This is a genomic window from Actinomadura viridis (assembly GCF_015751755.1).
GTDB classification, from domain to species: Bacteria; Actinomycetota; Actinomycetes; order Streptosporangiales; family Streptosporangiaceae; genus Spirillospora; species Spirillospora viridis.
Genome location: NZ_JADOUA010000001.1, coordinates 4,953,048 through 4,968,391, shown reverse-complemented (window position 1 = coordinate 4,968,391; position 15,344 = coordinate 4,953,048). Strand labels below are relative to the sequence as shown.

General features: G+C 74.2%; 17 protein-coding genes. 8 read left to right on the top strand and 9 right to left on the bottom strand.

The features are described 5' to 3' along the window. The first annotated feature begins 60 nt into the window (after window positions 1-60). From IW256_RS22970 to IW256_RS22955, 4 genes are all read left to right on the top strand, one after another. Complete coding sequence (locus tag IW256_RS22970) at window positions 61-1,080, top strand: iron-siderophore ABC transporter substrate-binding protein (protein ID WP_197012941.1); 1,020 nt, start codon at window positions 61-63, stop codon at window positions 1,078-1,080. A 92-nt stretch (window positions 1,081-1,172) separates the two neighbouring features. Continuing rightward, window positions 1,173-2,438, top strand: a complete 1,266-nt coding sequence (locus IW256_RS22965; protein ID WP_197012940.1) for a lysine N(6)-hydroxylase/L-ornithine N(5)-oxygenase family protein — start codon at window positions 1,173-1,175, stop codon at window positions 2,436-2,438. Between the two features lie 7 nt (window positions 2,439-2,445). Further along, on the top strand, window positions 2,446-2,652 hold the full coding sequence (locus tag IW256_RS22960) for an MbtH family protein (RefSeq protein ID WP_197016489.1): 207 nt from the start codon (window positions 2,446-2,448) through the stop codon (window positions 2,650-2,652). A gap of 7 nt (window positions 2,653-2,659) precedes the next feature. Beyond that, entirely contained in the window at window positions 2,660-3,418 is a 759-nt protein-coding gene (locus tag IW256_RS22955; protein WP_197012939.1) for a siderophore-interacting protein, read from the top strand. A 3-nt stretch (window positions 3,419-3,421) separates the two neighbouring features. On the opposite strand, the gene IW256_RS22950 is transcribed toward IW256_RS22955, so the two are convergent. Continuing rightward, the gene (locus IW256_RS22950) at window positions 3,422-5,545 is read right to left on the bottom strand and encodes a HelD family protein (RefSeq protein ID WP_197012938.1); all 2,124 of its coding nucleotides are present in this window, start codon (window positions 5,543-5,545) and stop codon (window positions 3,422-3,424) included. Between the two features lie 275 nt (window positions 5,546-5,820). On the opposite strand from IW256_RS22950, the gene IW256_RS22945 reads away from it, so the two are divergent. Then, complete coding sequence (locus tag IW256_RS22945) at window positions 5,821-6,123, top strand: sulfurtransferase TusA family protein (protein WP_197012937.1); 303 nt, start codon at window positions 5,821-5,823, stop codon at window positions 6,121-6,123. Window positions 6,124-6,151: 28 nt separating this feature from the next. On the opposite strand, the gene IW256_RS22940 is transcribed toward IW256_RS22945, so the two are convergent. Next, the gene (locus IW256_RS22940; RefSeq protein ID WP_197012936.1) at window positions 6,152-7,072 is read right to left on the bottom strand and encodes an NADP-dependent oxidoreductase; all 921 of its coding nucleotides are present in this window, start codon (window positions 7,070-7,072) and stop codon (window positions 6,152-6,154) included. A 103-nt stretch (window positions 7,073-7,175) separates the two neighbouring features. On the opposite strand from IW256_RS22940, the gene IW256_RS22935 reads away from it, so the two are divergent. Next, window positions 7,176-8,180 (top strand): GlxA family transcriptional regulator, encoded by a 1,005-nt coding sequence (locus IW256_RS22935; RefSeq protein ID WP_197012935.1) that lies wholly within the window; start codon window positions 7,176-7,178, stop codon window positions 8,178-8,180. A gap of 10 nt (window positions 8,181-8,190) precedes the next feature. Here IW256_RS22935 and IW256_RS22930 read toward each other — a convergent pair whose 3' ends face one another. The 4 genes from IW256_RS22930 to IW256_RS22915 all read right to left on the bottom strand — a co-directional run bounded on the left by IW256_RS22930 (window position 8,191) and on the right by IW256_RS22915 (window position 11,031). Beyond that, on the bottom strand, window positions 8,191-8,655 hold the full coding sequence (locus IW256_RS22930) for a PPOX class F420-dependent oxidoreductase (RefSeq protein ID WP_197012934.1): 465 nt from the start codon (window positions 8,653-8,655) through the stop codon (window positions 8,191-8,193). Between the two features lie 72 nt (window positions 8,656-8,727). Continuing rightward, window positions 8,728-9,363, bottom strand: coding sequence for a class I SAM-dependent DNA methyltransferase (locus IW256_RS22925; RefSeq protein WP_197012933.1), 636 nt, complete (start codon window positions 9,361-9,363; stop codon window positions 8,728-8,730). A gap of 37 nt (window positions 9,364-9,400) precedes the next feature. Beyond that, window positions 9,401-10,255, bottom strand: a complete 855-nt coding sequence (locus IW256_RS22920; protein ID WP_197012932.1) for a hypothetical protein — start codon at window positions 10,253-10,255, stop codon at window positions 9,401-9,403. Further along, window positions 10,255-11,031, bottom strand: coding sequence for a MerR family transcriptional regulator (locus tag IW256_RS22915; protein WP_197012931.1), 777 nt, complete (start codon window positions 11,029-11,031; stop codon window positions 10,255-10,257). Before IW256_RS22915 ends, IW256_RS22920 begins: the two co-directional genes overlap by 1 nt. 119 nt (window positions 11,032-11,150) lie before the next feature. Between IW256_RS22915 and IW256_RS22910 the strand changes: the two genes are divergently transcribed. Next, window positions 11,151-11,645: a beta-class carbonic anhydrase gene (locus tag IW256_RS22910; RefSeq protein WP_197012930.1), complete on the top strand. Its 495-nt coding sequence runs from the start codon at window positions 11,151-11,153 to the stop codon at window positions 11,643-11,645. Window positions 11,646-11,666: 21 nt separating this feature from the next. Here the strand turns inward: IW256_RS22910 and IW256_RS22905 are convergent, their stop codons facing one another. The 3 genes from IW256_RS22905 to IW256_RS22895 are packed head-to-tail and all read right to left on the bottom strand — an operon-like array spanning window position 11,667 to window position 13,523. Further along, entirely contained in the window at window positions 11,667-12,035 is a 369-nt protein-coding gene (locus IW256_RS22905) for a DUF488 domain-containing protein (RefSeq protein ID WP_197012929.1), read from the bottom strand. Between the two features lie 31 nt (window positions 12,036-12,066). Continuing rightward, window positions 12,067-12,939, bottom strand: a complete 873-nt coding sequence (locus tag IW256_RS22900; RefSeq protein ID WP_197016488.1) for an NAD-dependent protein deacetylase — start codon at window positions 12,937-12,939, stop codon at window positions 12,067-12,069. Between the two features lie 11 nt (window positions 12,940-12,950). After that, window positions 12,951-13,523, bottom strand: a complete 573-nt coding sequence (locus IW256_RS22895; protein ID WP_197012928.1) for a MarR family winged helix-turn-helix transcriptional regulator — start codon at window positions 13,521-13,523, stop codon at window positions 12,951-12,953. Between the two features lie 122 nt (window positions 13,524-13,645). Here IW256_RS22895 and IW256_RS22890 point away from each other — a divergent pair, with 122 nt between their 5' ends. After that, entirely contained in the window at window positions 13,646-15,259 is a 1,614-nt protein-coding gene (locus IW256_RS22890; protein WP_197012927.1) for an MDR family MFS transporter, read from the top strand. Window positions 15,260-15,344: the final 85 nt, after the last annotated feature.

The window sequence follows — 15,344 nt, the reverse complement described above, 5'->3', positions numbered from 1 at the left end:
CCAAGGCCGCCGACGACCCCGCTCACCCCCGGAACACCGTCAGGAAGGACCCCGACCCCCATGCGCACCACGATGCGCCGACTGGCCGCCACCGGCGCTCTGATCATGAGCCTCGGCCTGCTCACGGCCTGCGGCGGCGACGACGAACCCGCGGCCCCCTCCGGAGGCGGCGCCGCCGGGGGCGCGTTCCCGGTCACGCTGACGCACAAGCTCGGCACCACCACGATCAAGGCGCCGCCCCGGCGCGTCGTGGCGCTCGGCGAGGTCGACCAGGACGCCCTGCTCGCCCTGGGCGTCCAGCCGGTCGGGATGACCGAGCTGACCGGCGTGCAGGCCGACGGGCTCGCCCCCTGGTCGGCCCCCAAGGTCACCGGTGCCCGGCCCAAGCTGCTGAAGGCGGGGGAGGCGGGCTTCGACCTGGAGGAGATCGCGACGCTGCGGCCCGACCTCATCCTGGCCGGCGGCGACTACACCATCGACAAGGAGTACGCCAAGCTGTCCAAGCTCGCCCCCACTCTCGCGTACCGGACCGGGCCCGCCGAGGACTCCTGGCAGTCCATCACCGCCCAGGTCGCGCAGGCCGTGGGCCGCAAGGCCGAGGGCGAGAGGCTGGTCGCCGACGTCGAGGCGAAGATCGCCGGGGTCAGGAGCGCCCATCCCGAGCTGGCCGGCAAGGGCTTCGCCCTCACCAGCGTCATGCCGTCCGGGAACATCGCCGTGATGAAGTCCAAGGACGACATCAGCGTCAAGCTGCTCGAGCAGTTCGGGATGAAGCTGCCCGACACGCTCGCCACGCTGCCCGGCCAGGGCTTCGCCGCCGAGCTGAGCATGGAGAAGGTGTCCACGCTGGACGTCGACGTGCTGCTCAGCCACTACAACGACGACCCCGCCACGCAGAGGAAGATCGAGGGCGGCAGGCTGTTCGCCGGGCTCGCCGTGGTGAAGCGCGGCTCGTACGTGCCCCTGGACCTCAAGGCGTTCTGGCCGCTGCGCACCCCCACCGCCCTGGCCGCCCCGTACGTGGTCGACCAGGTCGTCCCCAAGGTCGCCCAAGCCGCGAAGGCCGTGAAGTCCGGCTGACCCGACCCGTCCCCCCGCGGCACCGAGGCGCGGGCCGCGGGGGGACGCACCGCACATTTCCGGCACGTTCGAGCTCTACGTGAGAGGCGCACATGGCGACACCCGTCCATGACGTTGTGGGCATTGGTTTCGGACCCTCCAACCTGGCACTGGCGGTGGCGTTGGAGGAGGAGCACGGGTCCGCCGTGGACGCGGTCTTCTTCGAGAAACAGCCTGCCTTCGGATGGCACCGCGGCATGCTCATCGACGGGGCCACCATGCAGGTCAACTTCCTCAAGGACCTGGTGACCCTGCGCAACCCGACCAGCCGCTACTCCTTCGTGTCCTACCTGCACGCCAAGGACCGCCTGGTCGACTTCATCAACCACAAGACGATGTTCCCGACGCGGCTGGAGTTCCACGACTACCTGGAATGGGTGGCCGCCTCGTTCGCCGGCATGGTGCGGTACGGGTCGGAGGTCGTCGCGGTCCGCCCGCACGACGCCGCGACCCTGGAGGTCGTGGTGCGCCGCGACGACGAGCTGCACACCTGCCTGACCCGCAACCTGGTCATCGGCGCCGGGCTCGAACCGGTCCTGCCGGACGGCCTGCGGCAGGGCGAACGCATCTGGCACACCGACGACCTCCTCACCCGGCTGGAGGCACTGGACACCGACCCGCGGCGGATGGTGGTGCTCGGCGCCGGGCAGAGCGCGGCCGAGGCCGTCGAGCACCTGCACCGCGAGTACCCGCGTACGGAGATCTGCGCGGTCTTCACCCGCTACGGCTACTCGCCCGCCGACGACAGCTCCTTCGCCAACCGCATCTTCGACCCGCAAGCCGTCGACCACTACTTCCAGGCGCCCGCCGACGTGAAGCGGATGCTGTTCGACTACTCGCGCAACACCAACTACTCGGTGGTCGACCTCGACCTCATCGACGAGCTGTACCGGCGCGCCTACGCCGAGAAGGTCGCCGGGGACGAACGGCTGCGCATCCTCAACGTCTCGCGCGTCCTGGACGTGCGCGCCGGCGCCGGCGCCGTGCGCCTGGAGGTGTGCTTCCTGCCCACCGGCGAGGTGACCGTTCTGGACGCCGACGTCCTGGTCTGCGCCACCGGCTACCGGGAGCGCAACCCCCTCGACCTGCTCGGCGAGGCCGGCGAGCACTGCCGGACGACCCCGGAGGGCCGCCTGGCCGTCGAGCGCGACTACCGGATCGCCACCGACCCCGCCTGCGCCTGGGCGGTCTACCTGCAGGGGGCCACCGAGCACTCGCACGGGATCGCCTCGTCGCTGCTGTCGATGACCGCGGTCCGCACCGGAGAGATCGTCCGTTCCATCGCCGGGCGCGGAGCCCGGGTCGCCCAGGAGGCCTGACATGAGCATGACCAACCCGTTCGGCGACGCCGACGGCCGCTTCCTCGTGCTGGTCAACGACGAGGGCCAGCACTCCCTGTGGCCCGAGTTCGCCGACGTCCCCGCCGGCTGGACCGCCGTGCTGGGCCCCGAGGAGCGCGAGCGGTGCCTGGAGTACGTCCGCGTCCACTGGACCGACCTGCGGCCCAGGAGCCTGGCCGAGCGCGCGGGATGAGCCCGCGATGAGCTACGGCCACTACGCGGCCCGGGTGGTCCGCGCCGAGCCGCTCACCCCGCACATGCGCCGCGTCACCCTGGGCGGGCTGGACGGCTTCCCCGGAGCCGGCCTCGACCACCGGGTCAAGGTCTTCTTCCCGCTGCCGGGCGAGCCCCGCCCGGTCTACCCGACCGGCGACGACTGGTGGGAGAAGTGGCGGACCACGCCGGTACGGGCGTTCTTCCGGACCTACACCGTCCGCAGGCACCGCCCCGCCCTCGGCGAGGTCGACATCGACTTCGTCCTGCACGGCGACGGCGGCCCCGGCTCCCGGTGGGCGAGCCGGGCGGCGCCCGGCGACGAGGTGGGACTGTGGGGGCCGCGCGCCGAGTACGCCCCGCCGCCCGCGGCCGACTGGGTGCTGCTGGCCGGGGACGAGACGGCGCTGCCCGCCATCGGCGCCGTCGTCGAGTCGATGCCCGGCCGGGCCGGCCCGCGGCGGGCGCGCGTCCTGGTCGAGGTCGGCTCGGCGGCCGAGGAGCAGGACCTCGCCGTGCCGGACGGCGTCCGGCTGACCTGGCTGCACCGGGACCGGGGCGAGTCCCTGGCCACCGCGCTTCCCGCGGCCGACCTGCCCTCCGGCACCCCCTACGCCTGGATCGCGGGGGAGGCCGGCGTCATCCGGGGGCTCCGCCGCCACCTGGTCGGCGAGCGCGGGGTCCCGCGAGGCGACATCTACTTCTCGGGCTACTGGAAGCGGGGCCGCAAGGGAGACGAGGACTGACCGTCAGGGACCCGCGGCCAGCGCCGTGGGCAGCGGCTCGGCGTGCAGGACGTGCAGGGAGCTGACCGCCCGGGTGAGCGCGACGTAGAGGCGGTGCAGGCCGCGCGTCTCGGCCGCCACGATCCGGGCCGGCTCGACCAGGACGACCGTGTCGAACTCCAGGCCCTTGGCGAGCGACGCGGGGACGCACACGAGCCGGGCCTCTTCCAGGGCGTTCTCGTCCTCGTCCAGCGACCGCGCCGCCAGCCCCCCGGCGAGGAGCCGCTCGTGGATCGCGGCGATGCCGGCGTCGGCCGCGATGACGCCGACCGATCCCTCGCCCTCCAGGCACTCCCGGCAGGTCCGGACGACCGCGCCGGGCAGGCCGTCCGGCGGCAGCTCGGTGACGCGCAGCGCGCCGGGGGAGCGGCGGGCGGAGACCGGCGCGCCGAGGCCCGGGGCGATCTCGGGGAGCAGCCGCGCGGCGTAGTCGATGATCTGGGCCGGGACGCGGTAACCGCGGTCGAGGACCTCCAGCCGGGCCTCCGGCTTGCCGAGATGGCGCAGCAGCTCCGGCCACTCGCCGACCGCACCCGGACCGGTGGCCTGCGCGATGTCGCCCAGCACGGTCATCGACCCGGTGGCGCAGCGCCGTCCGACGGCGCGGCACTGCATGGGGCTGAGATCCTGCGCCTCGTCCAGCACGACGTGGCCGATCGAGGGCGTGCGCTCGATGAGGTCGGCCAGCTCGTCCAGAAGGGCGGCGTCGGAGGCCGACCACCGCGCCGAACGCCAGGAACGGGCGGGCTTCGGCCACAGCAGCAGGGCCTGCTCCTCGGACGTGAGGTCGCTCCGGGCCGCCCTGGCGAGGAAACCGGCGTCCGACAGCAGCCTGAACAGCACCTGCTCGGGGGTGACCTTGGGCCACACCCGGTCCAGGAGCCGCCGGACCGGCTGCGACCGGGCGACCGCGCCGTGGGTGCGGTCGTCGGGCGACTCGCCGCGCCGTTCCATCTGGACCAGGACCGCGTGCGCGATCCGCTTGGCGGCGGCGGTCCGCCCCGGGCCGTATCGCATGGTGCCGCGCAGGGCCGCCACGATCTCGCTGACCTCATGGTCGGGAACGCGGTGCCGGTAGGAGCCCTTGGTGTACACCAGCCCCTCGGTGGGCCGGGTGACGTGCAGCCACAGGGCCCGGTGCAGCACCGCCGCCATCCGGCCGTCGCCCTTGAGCCGGGCCACCGGGTCGTCCTCGCGGTGCCCGCCGGGCGCCCGGCCCAGCAGCTCGGCGACGGTGGTCTGGGTGACGTCGACCTCGCCCAGCGCGGGCAGCACCCGCCGGATGTAGGCCAGGAACGAGCGGTTGGGCCCGACGACGGCGACGCCGGTCCTGCCGAGCCGGTCGCGTTCGGTGTAGAGCAGGTAGGCGACGCGGTGCAGGCCGACGGCGGTCTTGCCGGTGCCCGGCGCGCCCTGGACGCACACGGTCCGCTCCAGCGGCGCGCGGACGAGGTCGTCCTGCTCGGGCTGGATGGTGGCGACGATGTCGCGCATCGGCCCGGAGCGGGGACGCTCGATCTCGGCGGCGAGGAAGGCGTCGGCCGCGCCGGCGTCCCCGGCCCCGTCCCCGGTCAGCGGCTCGTCCTCGTAGGCGGTGAGCTCGGCCGCGCCGGAGAACCCGTAGCGGCGCCGCAGCCGCACGCCCCGCCGGTCGTCGCGGGTGGCGCGGTAGAAGGCGGTGGAGACGGGGGCGCGCCAGTCGATCACCAGCGGCTCGCCGGCGCCGTCGTGGACGTGCCGCCGTCCGATGTAGACGCGCTCGGCCTCCGGCGCACGGTCCCGGGCGTCCGATCGGGCGGCGTTCCCGGGATCGAGCGGGTGGACGGTGCCGGGATCGAGGTCGAGCCGGCCGAAGAACAACGGGACGTCGGGCAGGTCGGTCAGCGCGAGGGCCCGCTTCTCCCGGGCGAGGCGCTGGTAGAAACGCTCGGCGTAGTTGTCGTTGTCCTCCGCGGCGGCGGTCAGCTGGGTCTCGGTGGAGACGACGTCGCGGTGCATGCGCCGCAGGGCGGCACGGGCCGCCGCCAGGTACGCGCGTTCGGAACGGATCTCGGGATCGTCGGAGGGCATGCCGGAAGCAACGGCCATGGGAAGGCGACCTCGGCTTTCACAGGGCGGCGGAATGGGCGGGCGAGATGAGCGGGAGGTGGCAGACTCCGGATCTCGCCCCGGTGGACCCCGGTTCGTTTCGACCCTCAGCGCAGGTTGCGGCGCCTACCTCGAAAGGAGCGGGAAGTACTCTAGCGCCCGCGCGGCCCGCCGCCAACCGTTTTCCGCGGTTCCCGTCCACCCGTTTCCGGGACGTTCCGCCCGTCCGCTGGCCTATGATCGTGCGCCACGGGCGAGGCAGGGAGGCGGTGCGTATGGCCGGCGAGGGGACGCCGCCCGGCGGGCCGGTCGTCATCGACGGCGGGGACCGCTCCTGCGTCCGGCTGCTGCTGGAGCTGCGCGGCCGGCTGGCCGAGCTGCCCGCCGGGACGGTCGTGCACCTGATCGCCGCCGACCCGGCGGCGCCGCTGGACCTGGCGGCGTGGTGCCACATGACCGGCCACGAGTACCTCGGCACCGTCCCCCCGCCGTACGGCGACGTGCCCGCCTACGGGCTGCGGGTGGCCGCCGCCGCACGGCCCACCGAGCCGGACTCTCCCTGGCGCCCGCGAGCCTGATCGCCCGGCCGCCCGGCGCACGCTTGTTCTACGAGACGACGGTGAGGACGATCTTGCCGGTGGTGCGGCCGGTCTCGCCCCGCTCGTGGGCCCGGCCGGCCTGCTCCAGGGGCAGCACGGTGTCGAGTTCGGCGCGCAGCCGCCCGGACGCGGCCAGCGCCGCGATCTCCTTCATGCCGGCGTGGTCGGGCTCGACCAGCATGATCTCGCTCCGCACGTCGGGCGTGCCGGCGACCCTGGAATCGCGCGGGGTGAGGCTCACGATGACGCCGCCGGGACACAGCGTCCGCACCGAGCGGGGCCCGTACTCCCCGCCGATCGTGTCGAGAACCACGTCGACGTCCCGGACGGTCTCGGCGAAGTCGGCCGTCCGGTAGTCGACGAGCTCGTCGGCCCCCAGGCCGCGCAGCAGCGCGTGCTTGGGCGCGCTGGCGGTGCCGATCACGTACGCGCCGCGGGCCTTGGCGATCTGCACCGCCAGGTGGCCCACCCCGCCCGCGGCGGCGTGGATCAGCACGCGCTGCCCGGCCCGCAGGTCCGCGGTGTCCACGAGGGCCTGCCAGGCGGTGAGCCCGGCCAGCGGCAGCGCCGCCGCCTGCACGTGGTCGATGTTGTCCGGCTTGCGCACGAAATGGCGGGACGAGGCGGTCACGTACTCGGCGTAGGCGCCCGCGCCCTGCGGGTACGTCAGCATCCCGAACACCGGATCGCCCGGCTTGTACAGGGTCACGCCGACACCGGTGGCCTCGACCACGCCGGACACGTCCCAGCCGAGGACGAACGGCGGCGTGAGGTAGATGCCCAGCGCCCGGTGCTTCCAGTCGGTCGGGTTGACGCCCGCGGCGTGCACCCGGACCAGCACCTCGGTCGGCCCCGGCTCGGGACGCCCCAGCTCGATCTCCTTGAGCACCTCGACGCCGCCGAGGACGTCCTGCCCGATCGCCCGCATCACCGTTCTCCTTCTCTCGCTCAGGGGAGGCCGGGATCCAGCCTGCTCGGACCGGCGCCGGAGGAGAACCGGCAGGATGGCCAAGATATGGAAGGATCTTGCCATGCATCGCGTGGTGGTCCTGGCCTTGGAGAACGCCATCCCGTTCGAGCTGAGCATCCCCGCCCGGATCTTCGGCGCGGCCCGCGGAGACGGCCGGGAACGCCTGTACGAGGTGCTCACCTGCACCCTGGACGGCCGGCCGACGCGGACCCGGGACGGTTACACGATCGTGGTCGAGCACGACGCGAGCGTGATCGCCACCGCGGACACCCTGATCGTCTCCGCGTCCGGAGGCGAGGGCCTGCCGCCCGGCCCCGTCTACACCGAGGGCGTCCTGCCCGCGCCGCTCGCCGAGGCCCTCGCCCTCGTACGGCCGGGGACCCGCCTGGTCTCGATCTGCACCGCCGCCTACGTGCTCGCGGCGGCGGGGCTGCTGGACGGCCGGACGGCGACCACCCACTGGGCCCAGGCCGAGCACTTCCAGCGGCTCTTCCCGCGGGTGAAGGTGGACCCGGACGTGCTGTTCGTGGACGACGGCGGGGTGCTCACCTCGGCCGGCGCCGCCGCGGGAGTGGACCTGTGCCTGCACCTGGTGCGGGCCGACCACGGCAGCGCCCTGGCCAACCAGGTCGCCCGCGCCTGCGTCGTCCCGCCCTGGCGCGAGGGCGGGCAGACCCAGTACATCGAACGTCCCGTGCCGGAGCCGTCGGCCGCCACGACGGGCCCCACCCGCGCCTGGGCGCTGGAACGGCTGGACGCTCCGCTGCCGCTGGCGCATCTGGCGGCCCACGCGGGGCTCAGCGTCCGGACGTTCTGCCGCCGCTTCCAGGAGGAGGTGGGGATGAGCCCCGGCGCTTGGGTGATCAGGCAGCGCGTGGAACTGGCCCGGCACCTGCTGGAGACCAGCGAGCTGACGGTGGACCAGATCGCGGCGCGCGCGGGGTTCGGGACCGGCGCCTCGCTGCGGCAGCATTTCAACGCCGCACTCGGTGTCCCGCCGATCGCCTACCGGCGCACCTTCCGCTGCGGGACGGGCGCCGCCGGCTCCGCCCCCGCCCTGGCCTAGCCGGTGACGCCTAGTCGGCCAGGCGGGCCGGGAAGCCGCCGGTGGCGATGGGGCCCCAGCTCTCGGGCGTGACCCGGATCAGCGACTTGCCCTGCTCGAGCATCGCGGCGCGGTACTCGTCCCAGTCGGGGTGCTCGCCGGAGATGTTGCGGAAGTACTCGACCAGCGGCTCCACCGACTCGGGCGCGTCGATCACCTCGGCGCGGCCGTCGATCTGCACCCACGGCCCGTTCCACTCGTCGGAGAGGACGATGACGCTGACCCTGGGGTCGCGCCGGACGTTGCGGACCTTGGCGCGTTCCGGGTAGGTGGAGATCACCACCCGTCCCGCGTCGTCGACGCCGCAGGTCACCGGGGAGCCCTGGGGCCGCCCACCGGCGCGGGAGGTGAGCAGGAGGGCGCGGTGCCGGGGCCGGACGAACTCCAGCAGCCCGGGCAGCTCGACGGTCCGGTTGGTCGCGACGGTGCGGGCCATCATCGCCTCCCGTCGTCCGCGGCGCGCGCGGTGCCGGGCGCCGGCGTGTGAAGGTAGGAGCGCATCACCCGATTATCCCCCGGCGTCGCGCCGGGCGAGCATCCGCCGCTTCGTGCCGTGCCGCGTGTCGGGGACGTCCCGCTGGTCGAGGACGGTGAACGCGCCGCCGAGCAGGGATGCGGGCGCACCCGCGGGCAGGCACCATTCGGCGGGCAGCCCCGGCCGTACGCGGCGGGCGTCCAGGGTGAACGCCTCCCAGGCCAGCAGCCCGCCGGGGAGAACGGCGTCCGCCGCCGGCCCGAACACCCGCGCGTCCCAGAAGCCGGTGCACAGCACGAGCGCGAACGAGCGGGGCGGCGGGGTCCACGCCGCCAGGTCGGCGTGGACCAGGGTGATCAGTTCGCCGAGGCCGCGGCGGCGGGCCTCCTCGCCGAGCAGGCCGAGCGCGGTCTCCGAGACGTCCACCGCCGTCACCCGGCGCCCCTCCGAGGCGGCCAGCAGCGCGCCGCCCGACGGGCCGCACGCCAGATCGAGGACCGGCCCCCGCGGCGGCGGCTCCGACAGCGCCCGTACGGCCAGCGGGTGGGGGCGGAACGACGGCGCCGCGCCGCCCTCGTACTTGGCGTTCCACCGCAGCCTGTCCGGATGGTCGGCGGGGACCGGCGCGGCCTCGGCCCCGGGCTCGGGCTCGGGTGGAAGGTCGTTCATGCCCGGCACCCTACGCCGCCGGGACGGCGCGGGCGGTTCAGGACTCCAGGGCCACCGGCTCGGTGGCCCCGACCGTTCGCAGGGCCTGGAGGGCGGCCTCCGGCTCGTCGGCGAAGAAGCGGATCGCGGTGACCTCGGCGCGGCGGCCGAGGGGCCGGACGATGGCGACCGGCTCGGTCAGCTCCACCACGATGTTGGTCTGCGAGGCCACCGCCACCGCCAGCCGCCCGTCCTCCACGGTGATCACGCCCTGTTCGTTGTAGTTGCGGGCGGCCCGTACGGCGGCGATCCGGTCCCGGGGGATCCGCGCGTCGAAGAAACCGGCGTAGCGGACACGCAGCTCTCCGGCGGAGACGACGTGGGGGCGGGTGACGGCGGCCGCATGGACCGCCAGCCCGATCAGGAGCCCGTACAGGTCGATCACGAGGACGGCGTAGCGCAGCTCCGCCGGCGCGCCGATGCCACGCAGCAGGATGTCCACCCCGGCCGTCTCGACGGCCATCGCGAACAGCCACAGCAGCGCCGTGGACCTCTCCTCGCGGGAGTACCCGACGGCGGTGGCGCCCGGTGGCACGCCGTGCCTGCGGCGTGCCGCCCACAGGTAGAGGCTGGCCATGCCCCGCGCCTCGAACCCGGTGAGCCGCCGTACCTTCTCGGGCACCAGCCAGCGGACGGCCTCCCGCAGCGCCGCCCGGCGGTCCGCGCCGTCCCGGCGCGCGGCGCGGAACAGGCGGAGAAGGGTGGCGGTCTCCAGCGTCAGCACCGCCAGCACGGCGGCCTCGGCGGTCACGATCAGGGGGACGGGCAGCGCGACCCCCGACAGCAGCAGCACGGCCAGGACCAGTTCGGCCGGGATCACGGCGAACAGCGCGGCACGGGCGAGGCGCAGCATCAGGTTCTCTCCCTCAACGTGGCGATCATCAGCCGGAAGACCTCGCGCTGGGCCGGGGGCAGCTCCCCGAAGAGCATCTCCAGCCAGTCCGAGCCCTGGGGGGAGCCCGCCGGGCCGGGGTCGGGCGAGTCCAGGCTCCGCACCATCACCTCCGCCATCTCCGGCGGGATGTGGTCGGCGAGATCGGCGGCCAGGGCCGCCACGCGGGGATCACCGGGACGCACGCCGGTGATCGCGTCGAGCCGGGCGTAGAGCTCCCGGCTGCGGGCGACCGCCGCGGGCTCGGTGAGCGGGCCGAACAGGGCGGTGACCTCGGCCAGGGCGGCGGGATCGCCGCCGTTGTCGAGCAGGCTCAGCATGTCGCGGTCGAACGCGGCGAAGGCCGAGTCGCCGGCGGGGACGGCGCGCAGCGCCTCCGCCACGGCCGGCGAGACCGTGGAGTCGGCGTCCAGGTCGGCCTCCGCCAGCAGGCCGGCCAGCCGCTCCCGCCGCGCGGCGATCGCCTCCTGCTCACGGGCCAGGTCGGCGTCCAGCTCCAGCAGGACCTCGCGCAGTTCCCGGCCCCGGTCGTCGGCCAGCACGTCGCGGATCTCGTCCAGCGACAGGCCCACCTCGGCCAGCCTCCGCACCCGGGCCAGGGTGACCGCGTCACGTACCCGGTACTCGCGGTATCCGTTGGCCCGCCGCTCGGGCTCGGGCAGCAGGCCCAGGTGGTGGTAATGGCGCACGGTCCGGGTGGACACCCCGACCATCGCGGCTAGCTCCCCGATTCGCATGCCCTCATTAGAAACGTTGACGTTACGGCAAGGTCAATCCGGTGCCGCTCCGCGTTGACGCTCCAGCCGGCGCTTCCTACGATCCGTATCGACATTCACTCTCGGTAAGGAATCGTAAGATGTCCGTCACGAACGAACTTCTGGAGCACGCCCGGCGGTACGCCGCCGGCTACGACGAGGGCGTCCGGTCGTTACCGCCGGCGCGCCGTCTCGCTGTCCTGACCTGCATGGACGGCCGGGTCGACCCCTCCCGGCTGCTGGGCCTGTCCCCGGGCGACGCGCACATCATCCGCAACGCCGGGGGCGTGGTGACCCCGGACGAGATCCGGTCCCTGGCGATCAGCCAGCGGTTGCTGGGCACCCGCGAGATCGTCCTGATCCACCACACCGACTGCGGCATGCTGACCTTCACCGACGACGAGTTCCGCGCGGGGATCCTGGAGCACACCGGGATCAAGCCCGAATGGGCGTCCGAATCCTTCTCCGACCTCGACGGCGACGTCCGGCAGTCGATCAGGCGGATCCTCGCGAGCCCCTTCCTCCCGCACAAGCAGTCCGTGCGCGGCTTCGTCCACGACCTCGAGACCGGAGAGCTGCGCGAGATCCGGCCCTGACCGTCCGGCGGCCCGGGGCGGTCAGGCGCGGCCGCCCCGGGTCAGCCACTCGGCGAGGACGGCGGCCTGGCTGTGGTCCAGGTCCCTGGTCGCGGTCAGGAGCGCCAGCCTCTCGTGCGCGGCCATCTCGCGCAGGCGCTCGGCGGCCCCGGCGTGCCCGGGGTCGCCGAGTTCGGCGAGGTAGCGGCGGCGGAACTCGTCGAACCGGTCGGGGTCGTGGCCGTACCAGCGGCGCAGCTCGGTCGAGGGCGCGATGTCCCGCAGCCACTCGTCGAGGTGCGCGTCCTCCTTGCGCATACCGCGCGGCCAGACCCGGTCGACCAGAACCCGCCTGCCCTCCCGCGGGCCGGTCTCCTCGTAGACCCTGTGATAGGTGATCCGTTCGGCCATACCCCCGTCCTTCCCGGATCGGGCGCCGACATCACGGGTGCCCGGCGAGGCCGTCGACGAGGGCGGTGAGCGCCGTGCCGAGCGGGGCGTCGAGGGTCACCAGGGCGTCGGCGTCGCCCCGGGTCGGCCCCCGGTTGATGATCGCCACGGGCACGGAGAGCCCGGCGGCGTGCCGGACGAACCGGTAGCCGGACATCACGGCCAGCGAGGACCCCAGCACCAGCAGCGTTCCGGCCCGCCCCGTCAGCGCGAAGCACTCCTCGACGCGCCGCCGCGGGACGTTCTCCCCGAAGAACACCACATCGGGCTTGAGGATCCCGCCGCAGTCGCGGCAGCCGACGACGCGGAACCCCTCCACCCGGTCGTCGGGCAGCGGCGCGTCGCCGTCGGGGTTGATGGTCTCGGTGTGCGCGTGCCAGCCCGGATTCGCGTCGTGGAGGCGCTCGTCCAGGTCCGCGCGCGGGCTGCGCCGGCCGCAGTCCAGGCAGCGGACGCGGTCGAGGTTGCCGTGCAGCTCGATCACCCCGCCGGCGCCGGCGGCCTGGTGCAGCCCGTCGACGTTCTGGGTGATGATCCCGGCGACCAGGCCGCGGCGCTGGAGCTCGGCCACCGCGCGGTGGCCGGCGTTGGGGGCGGCGCGGGCGACGTGCCGCCATCCGAGGTGGCTGCGCGCCCAGTACCGGCGGCGGGCGGCGGCGCTGCCGGTGAACGCCTGGTACGTCATCGGGGTGGCCCGCCGACTGCGCCCGGTTTCGCCGCGGTAATCAGGGATGCCGGACTCGGTGGAGAGCCCGGCCCCGCTGAGCACCACCACGTCACCGTCGCCGATCAGGTCCGCCAGCGTCCGCCACGGGCGGGCCGTCACGTCCGGGAGATCCTTCGGCGGGCCGCCGGGGCCGTCCATCGCGAGCCGGGTCACCTCTCCATGGTGCCCGACGATCCGCCCTCTCCCTCCGCCCCCTCCGCACCTTCCGTCCCTTCCGCCCCCGCCGTGGCCGCGAAACGCCGCTGCATCTCGACCAGCACGCGCCAGCCGTGCAGGAAGTGGGCCCGTTCCACATCGGAGAGCGCGGCGAGCGTCATGCGCACGGGCTCCAGCCGGGCGCGGGCGAAGCGCTCCACCAGCGCGCGGTGCGAGTCGTGCAGGCTCACGATCACCCGGCGCCGGTCGGCCTCGTCAGGGCGGCGCAGGACGAAGCCGGCGCGCTCCAGCTCCCCGGCCAGCTGGCTCACCGTGGCGGGACTCAGCGCCAGATGGCGGGCGATCATCCCCACCGGCAGCGGCCCGTTCACCACCAGGACGAGCAGGACGGGAACGTGCCGGCGGCCGAGCCCGGAGGCCCGTACCACCTCGACCAGGCCCTCCTCGCCCCAACCGCCGGCCTCCTTGAAGGCGCGCGCCGCGGCGGTCATGAGCCGGATCATCGTCTCGACATCGCCGTCGGGGTCGCCGGCCGGAGTGCCGGAAGGATGCCGGTCCCGCTGCATACCTTGAATTCCAACATATTTCGTGGTGCACTGCAAACATATTGAACTTCAATACATTCGGGGACCGTGCGCCGTAGGGCCGGGCGGCGCCACCCCCAGGGACAAGGCCGAGGGGGCCGCCCATGTCCGAAACCCCGTCATCCCCGCCCGCCGGCCCGAACGCGCCCGCCGACGCCGCGCCGGCCGGGCTGGACCGGCAGATCATCGTGCTCGGCCTGGTCATCGTGTCGGGCACGATCATGGCGATCCTGGACACCACGATCGTCAACGTGGCCCTGGAGACGCTGGGCCGCGACCTCTCCGCCGGGCTCTCCACGATCCAGTGGGCCGTCACCGGCTACCTGCTCGCCATGGGCACGGTCATCCCGCTCACCGGCTGGGCCGTCGACCGGTTCGGCGGGCGCCGGGTGTGGACGACCTCGATCCTGCTCTTCGTGCTGGGCTCGGCGCTCTGCGGCACGGCCTGGAACGCCGGGAGCCTGATCCTCTTCCGGGTGGTGCAGGGGCTGGGCGGCGGCATGCTCATGCCGACCGGGATGGCCATCCTGACCATGGCCGCCGGGCCCCGGCGGATGGGCCGGGTCATGAGCATCGTCGGTGTGCCGATGCTGCTGGGCCCGGTGCTCGGGCCGGTCCTCGGCGGCTGGCTGGTCGAGGACGCCGGCTGGCGCTGGATCTTCCTCGTCAACGTGCCGGTGGGCCTCCTGGCGCTCGCCCTGGCCTGGTGGCGCGTCCCGGCCGGGCGACCCTCCCGCGCCGCCGCCGGGCTCGACCTGCGCGGCCTGGCCCTGCTGCCGCCCGGCTTCGTCCTGCTGATCTACGGGCTGTCCACGGCGAGCGGCCCGGCCGGCTTCGGCGCCCCGGCGACCATCGCGTGGCTGGCCGCCGGCGGGACGCTGGTGGCGCTGTTCGTGGCGCACGGGATCAGGCGCGGGCCCGGAGCCCTGATCGACGTGCGGCTGTTCGCCGACCGCACCTACGCCGCCGCGTCGGCGGGGGCCTTCCTGTACGGCACCGCGCTCCTGGGCTCCCTGCTGCTGCTTCCCCTCTACTTCCAGGTCGCCCGTGGCGAGGGGGCGCTGACGGCGGGCCTGCTGCTGGTCGCGCAGGGCCTCGGCGCGGCGGCGGCGATGCCGGTGGGCGGAGTGGTCACCGACAGGTTCGGGGCCGGGCGCGTCGTCCCGCTCGGCATCGTCCTGCTGGTGCTCGGCACCCTCCCGTTCGCGCGGGCCGGGGCGGACACCTCCCAGCTCGCGCTGTGCGGCGCGCTGTTCGTCCGGGGGCTGGGGCTGGGCTGCACGATGATGCCGACCATGTCCTCCGCCCTCACCACGCTGCGCGCGGCGGCGGTGCCGAGGGCGACCAGCACCCTGAACATCCTCCTGCAGCTCGGCGGCTCGTTCGGCGCCGCGCTGTTCGCCGTCGTCCTGTCCCGCCAGATCGCCCAGCGCCTGCCGCAGGTCCACGGCCCGGCGGGCGGAGGACGGGCCGGCCCCGTCCCCGAGCAGATCCGCGAGCGGGTCGCCCCGCAGCTGGCGGACGCCTTCGGCCACACCTTCTGGGTCGCGCTCGCCCTGACCTCGCTGATGATCGTGCCCGCGCTGCTCCTGCCCCGTAAGGGGGCGCACGCCCGCCTCGCCCGGGAGGCGGCGAAGGGCCAGGAGGCGCCGGGGGGCCCTCCAAGCCTCGGCAAGGCCGGGACCGGGGACGAGGGGGGCGGCACGCCGCCACGCTGAGCCTGTGACCGTCCGATCACGGAACGTGTCATGCTCGCTGGAAAGTGGATGCGGCCGATCACCGGATCGGCCCCGGCGAGGAGGA

Excerpts from the sequence above, each read along its gene's own strand:
- IW256_RS22970 (WP_197012941.1), top strand. The coding sequence starts at position 61 with ATGCGCACCACGATGCGCCGACTGGCCGCCACCGGCGCTCTGATCATG.
- IW256_RS22965 (WP_197012940.1), top strand. The coding sequence starts at position 1,173 with ATGGCGACACCCGTCCATGACGTTGTGGGCATTGGTTTCGGACCCTCC.
- IW256_RS22960 (WP_197016489.1), top strand. The coding sequence starts at position 2,446 with ATGACCAACCCGTTCGGCGACGCCGACGGCCGCTTCCTCGTGCTGGTC.
- IW256_RS22955 (WP_197012939.1), top strand. The coding sequence starts at position 2,660 with ATGAGCTACGGCCACTACGCGGCCCGGGTGGTCCGCGCCGAGCCGCTC.
- IW256_RS22950 (WP_197012938.1), bottom strand. The coding sequence starts at position 5,545 with ATGGCCGTTGCTTCCGGCATGCCCTCCGACGATCCCGAGATCCGTTCC.
- IW256_RS22945 (WP_197012937.1), top strand. The coding sequence starts at position 5,821 with ATGGCCGGCGAGGGGACGCCGCCCGGCGGGCCGGTCGTCATCGACGGC.
- IW256_RS22940 (WP_197012936.1), bottom strand. The coding sequence starts at position 7,072 with ATGCGGGCGATCGGGCAGGACGTCCTCGGCGGCGTCGAGGTGCTCAAG.
- IW256_RS22935 (WP_197012935.1), top strand. The coding sequence starts at position 7,176 with ATGCATCGCGTGGTGGTCCTGGCCTTGGAGAACGCCATCCCGTTCGAG.
- IW256_RS22930 (WP_197012934.1), bottom strand. The coding sequence starts at position 8,655 with ATGGCCCGCACCGTCGCGACCAACCGGACCGTCGAGCTGCCCGGGCTG.
- IW256_RS22925 (WP_197012933.1), bottom strand. The coding sequence starts at position 9,363 with ATGAACGACCTTCCACCCGAGCCCGAGCCCGGGGCCGAGGCCGCGCCG.
- IW256_RS22920 (WP_197012932.1), bottom strand. The coding sequence starts at position 10,255 with ATGCTGCGCCTCGCCCGTGCCGCGCTGTTCGCCGTGATCCCGGCCGAA.
- IW256_RS22915 (WP_197012931.1), bottom strand. The coding sequence starts at position 11,031 with ATGCGAATCGGGGAGCTAGCCGCGATGGTCGGGGTGTCCACCCGGACC.
- IW256_RS22910 (WP_197012930.1), top strand. The coding sequence starts at position 11,151 with ATGTCCGTCACGAACGAACTTCTGGAGCACGCCCGGCGGTACGCCGCC.
- IW256_RS22905 (WP_197012929.1), bottom strand. The coding sequence starts at position 12,035 with ATGGCCGAACGGATCACCTATCACAGGGTCTACGAGGAGACCGGCCCG.
- IW256_RS22900 (WP_197016488.1), bottom strand. The coding sequence starts at position 12,939 with ATGGACGGCCCCGGCGGCCCGCCGAAGGATCTCCCGGACGTGACGGCC.
- IW256_RS22895 (WP_197012928.1), bottom strand. The coding sequence starts at position 13,523 with ATGCAGCGGGACCGGCATCCTTCCGGCACTCCGGCCGGCGACCCCGAC.
- IW256_RS22890 (WP_197012927.1), top strand. The coding sequence starts at position 13,646 with ATGTCCGAAACCCCGTCATCCCCGCCCGCCGGCCCGAACGCGCCCGCC.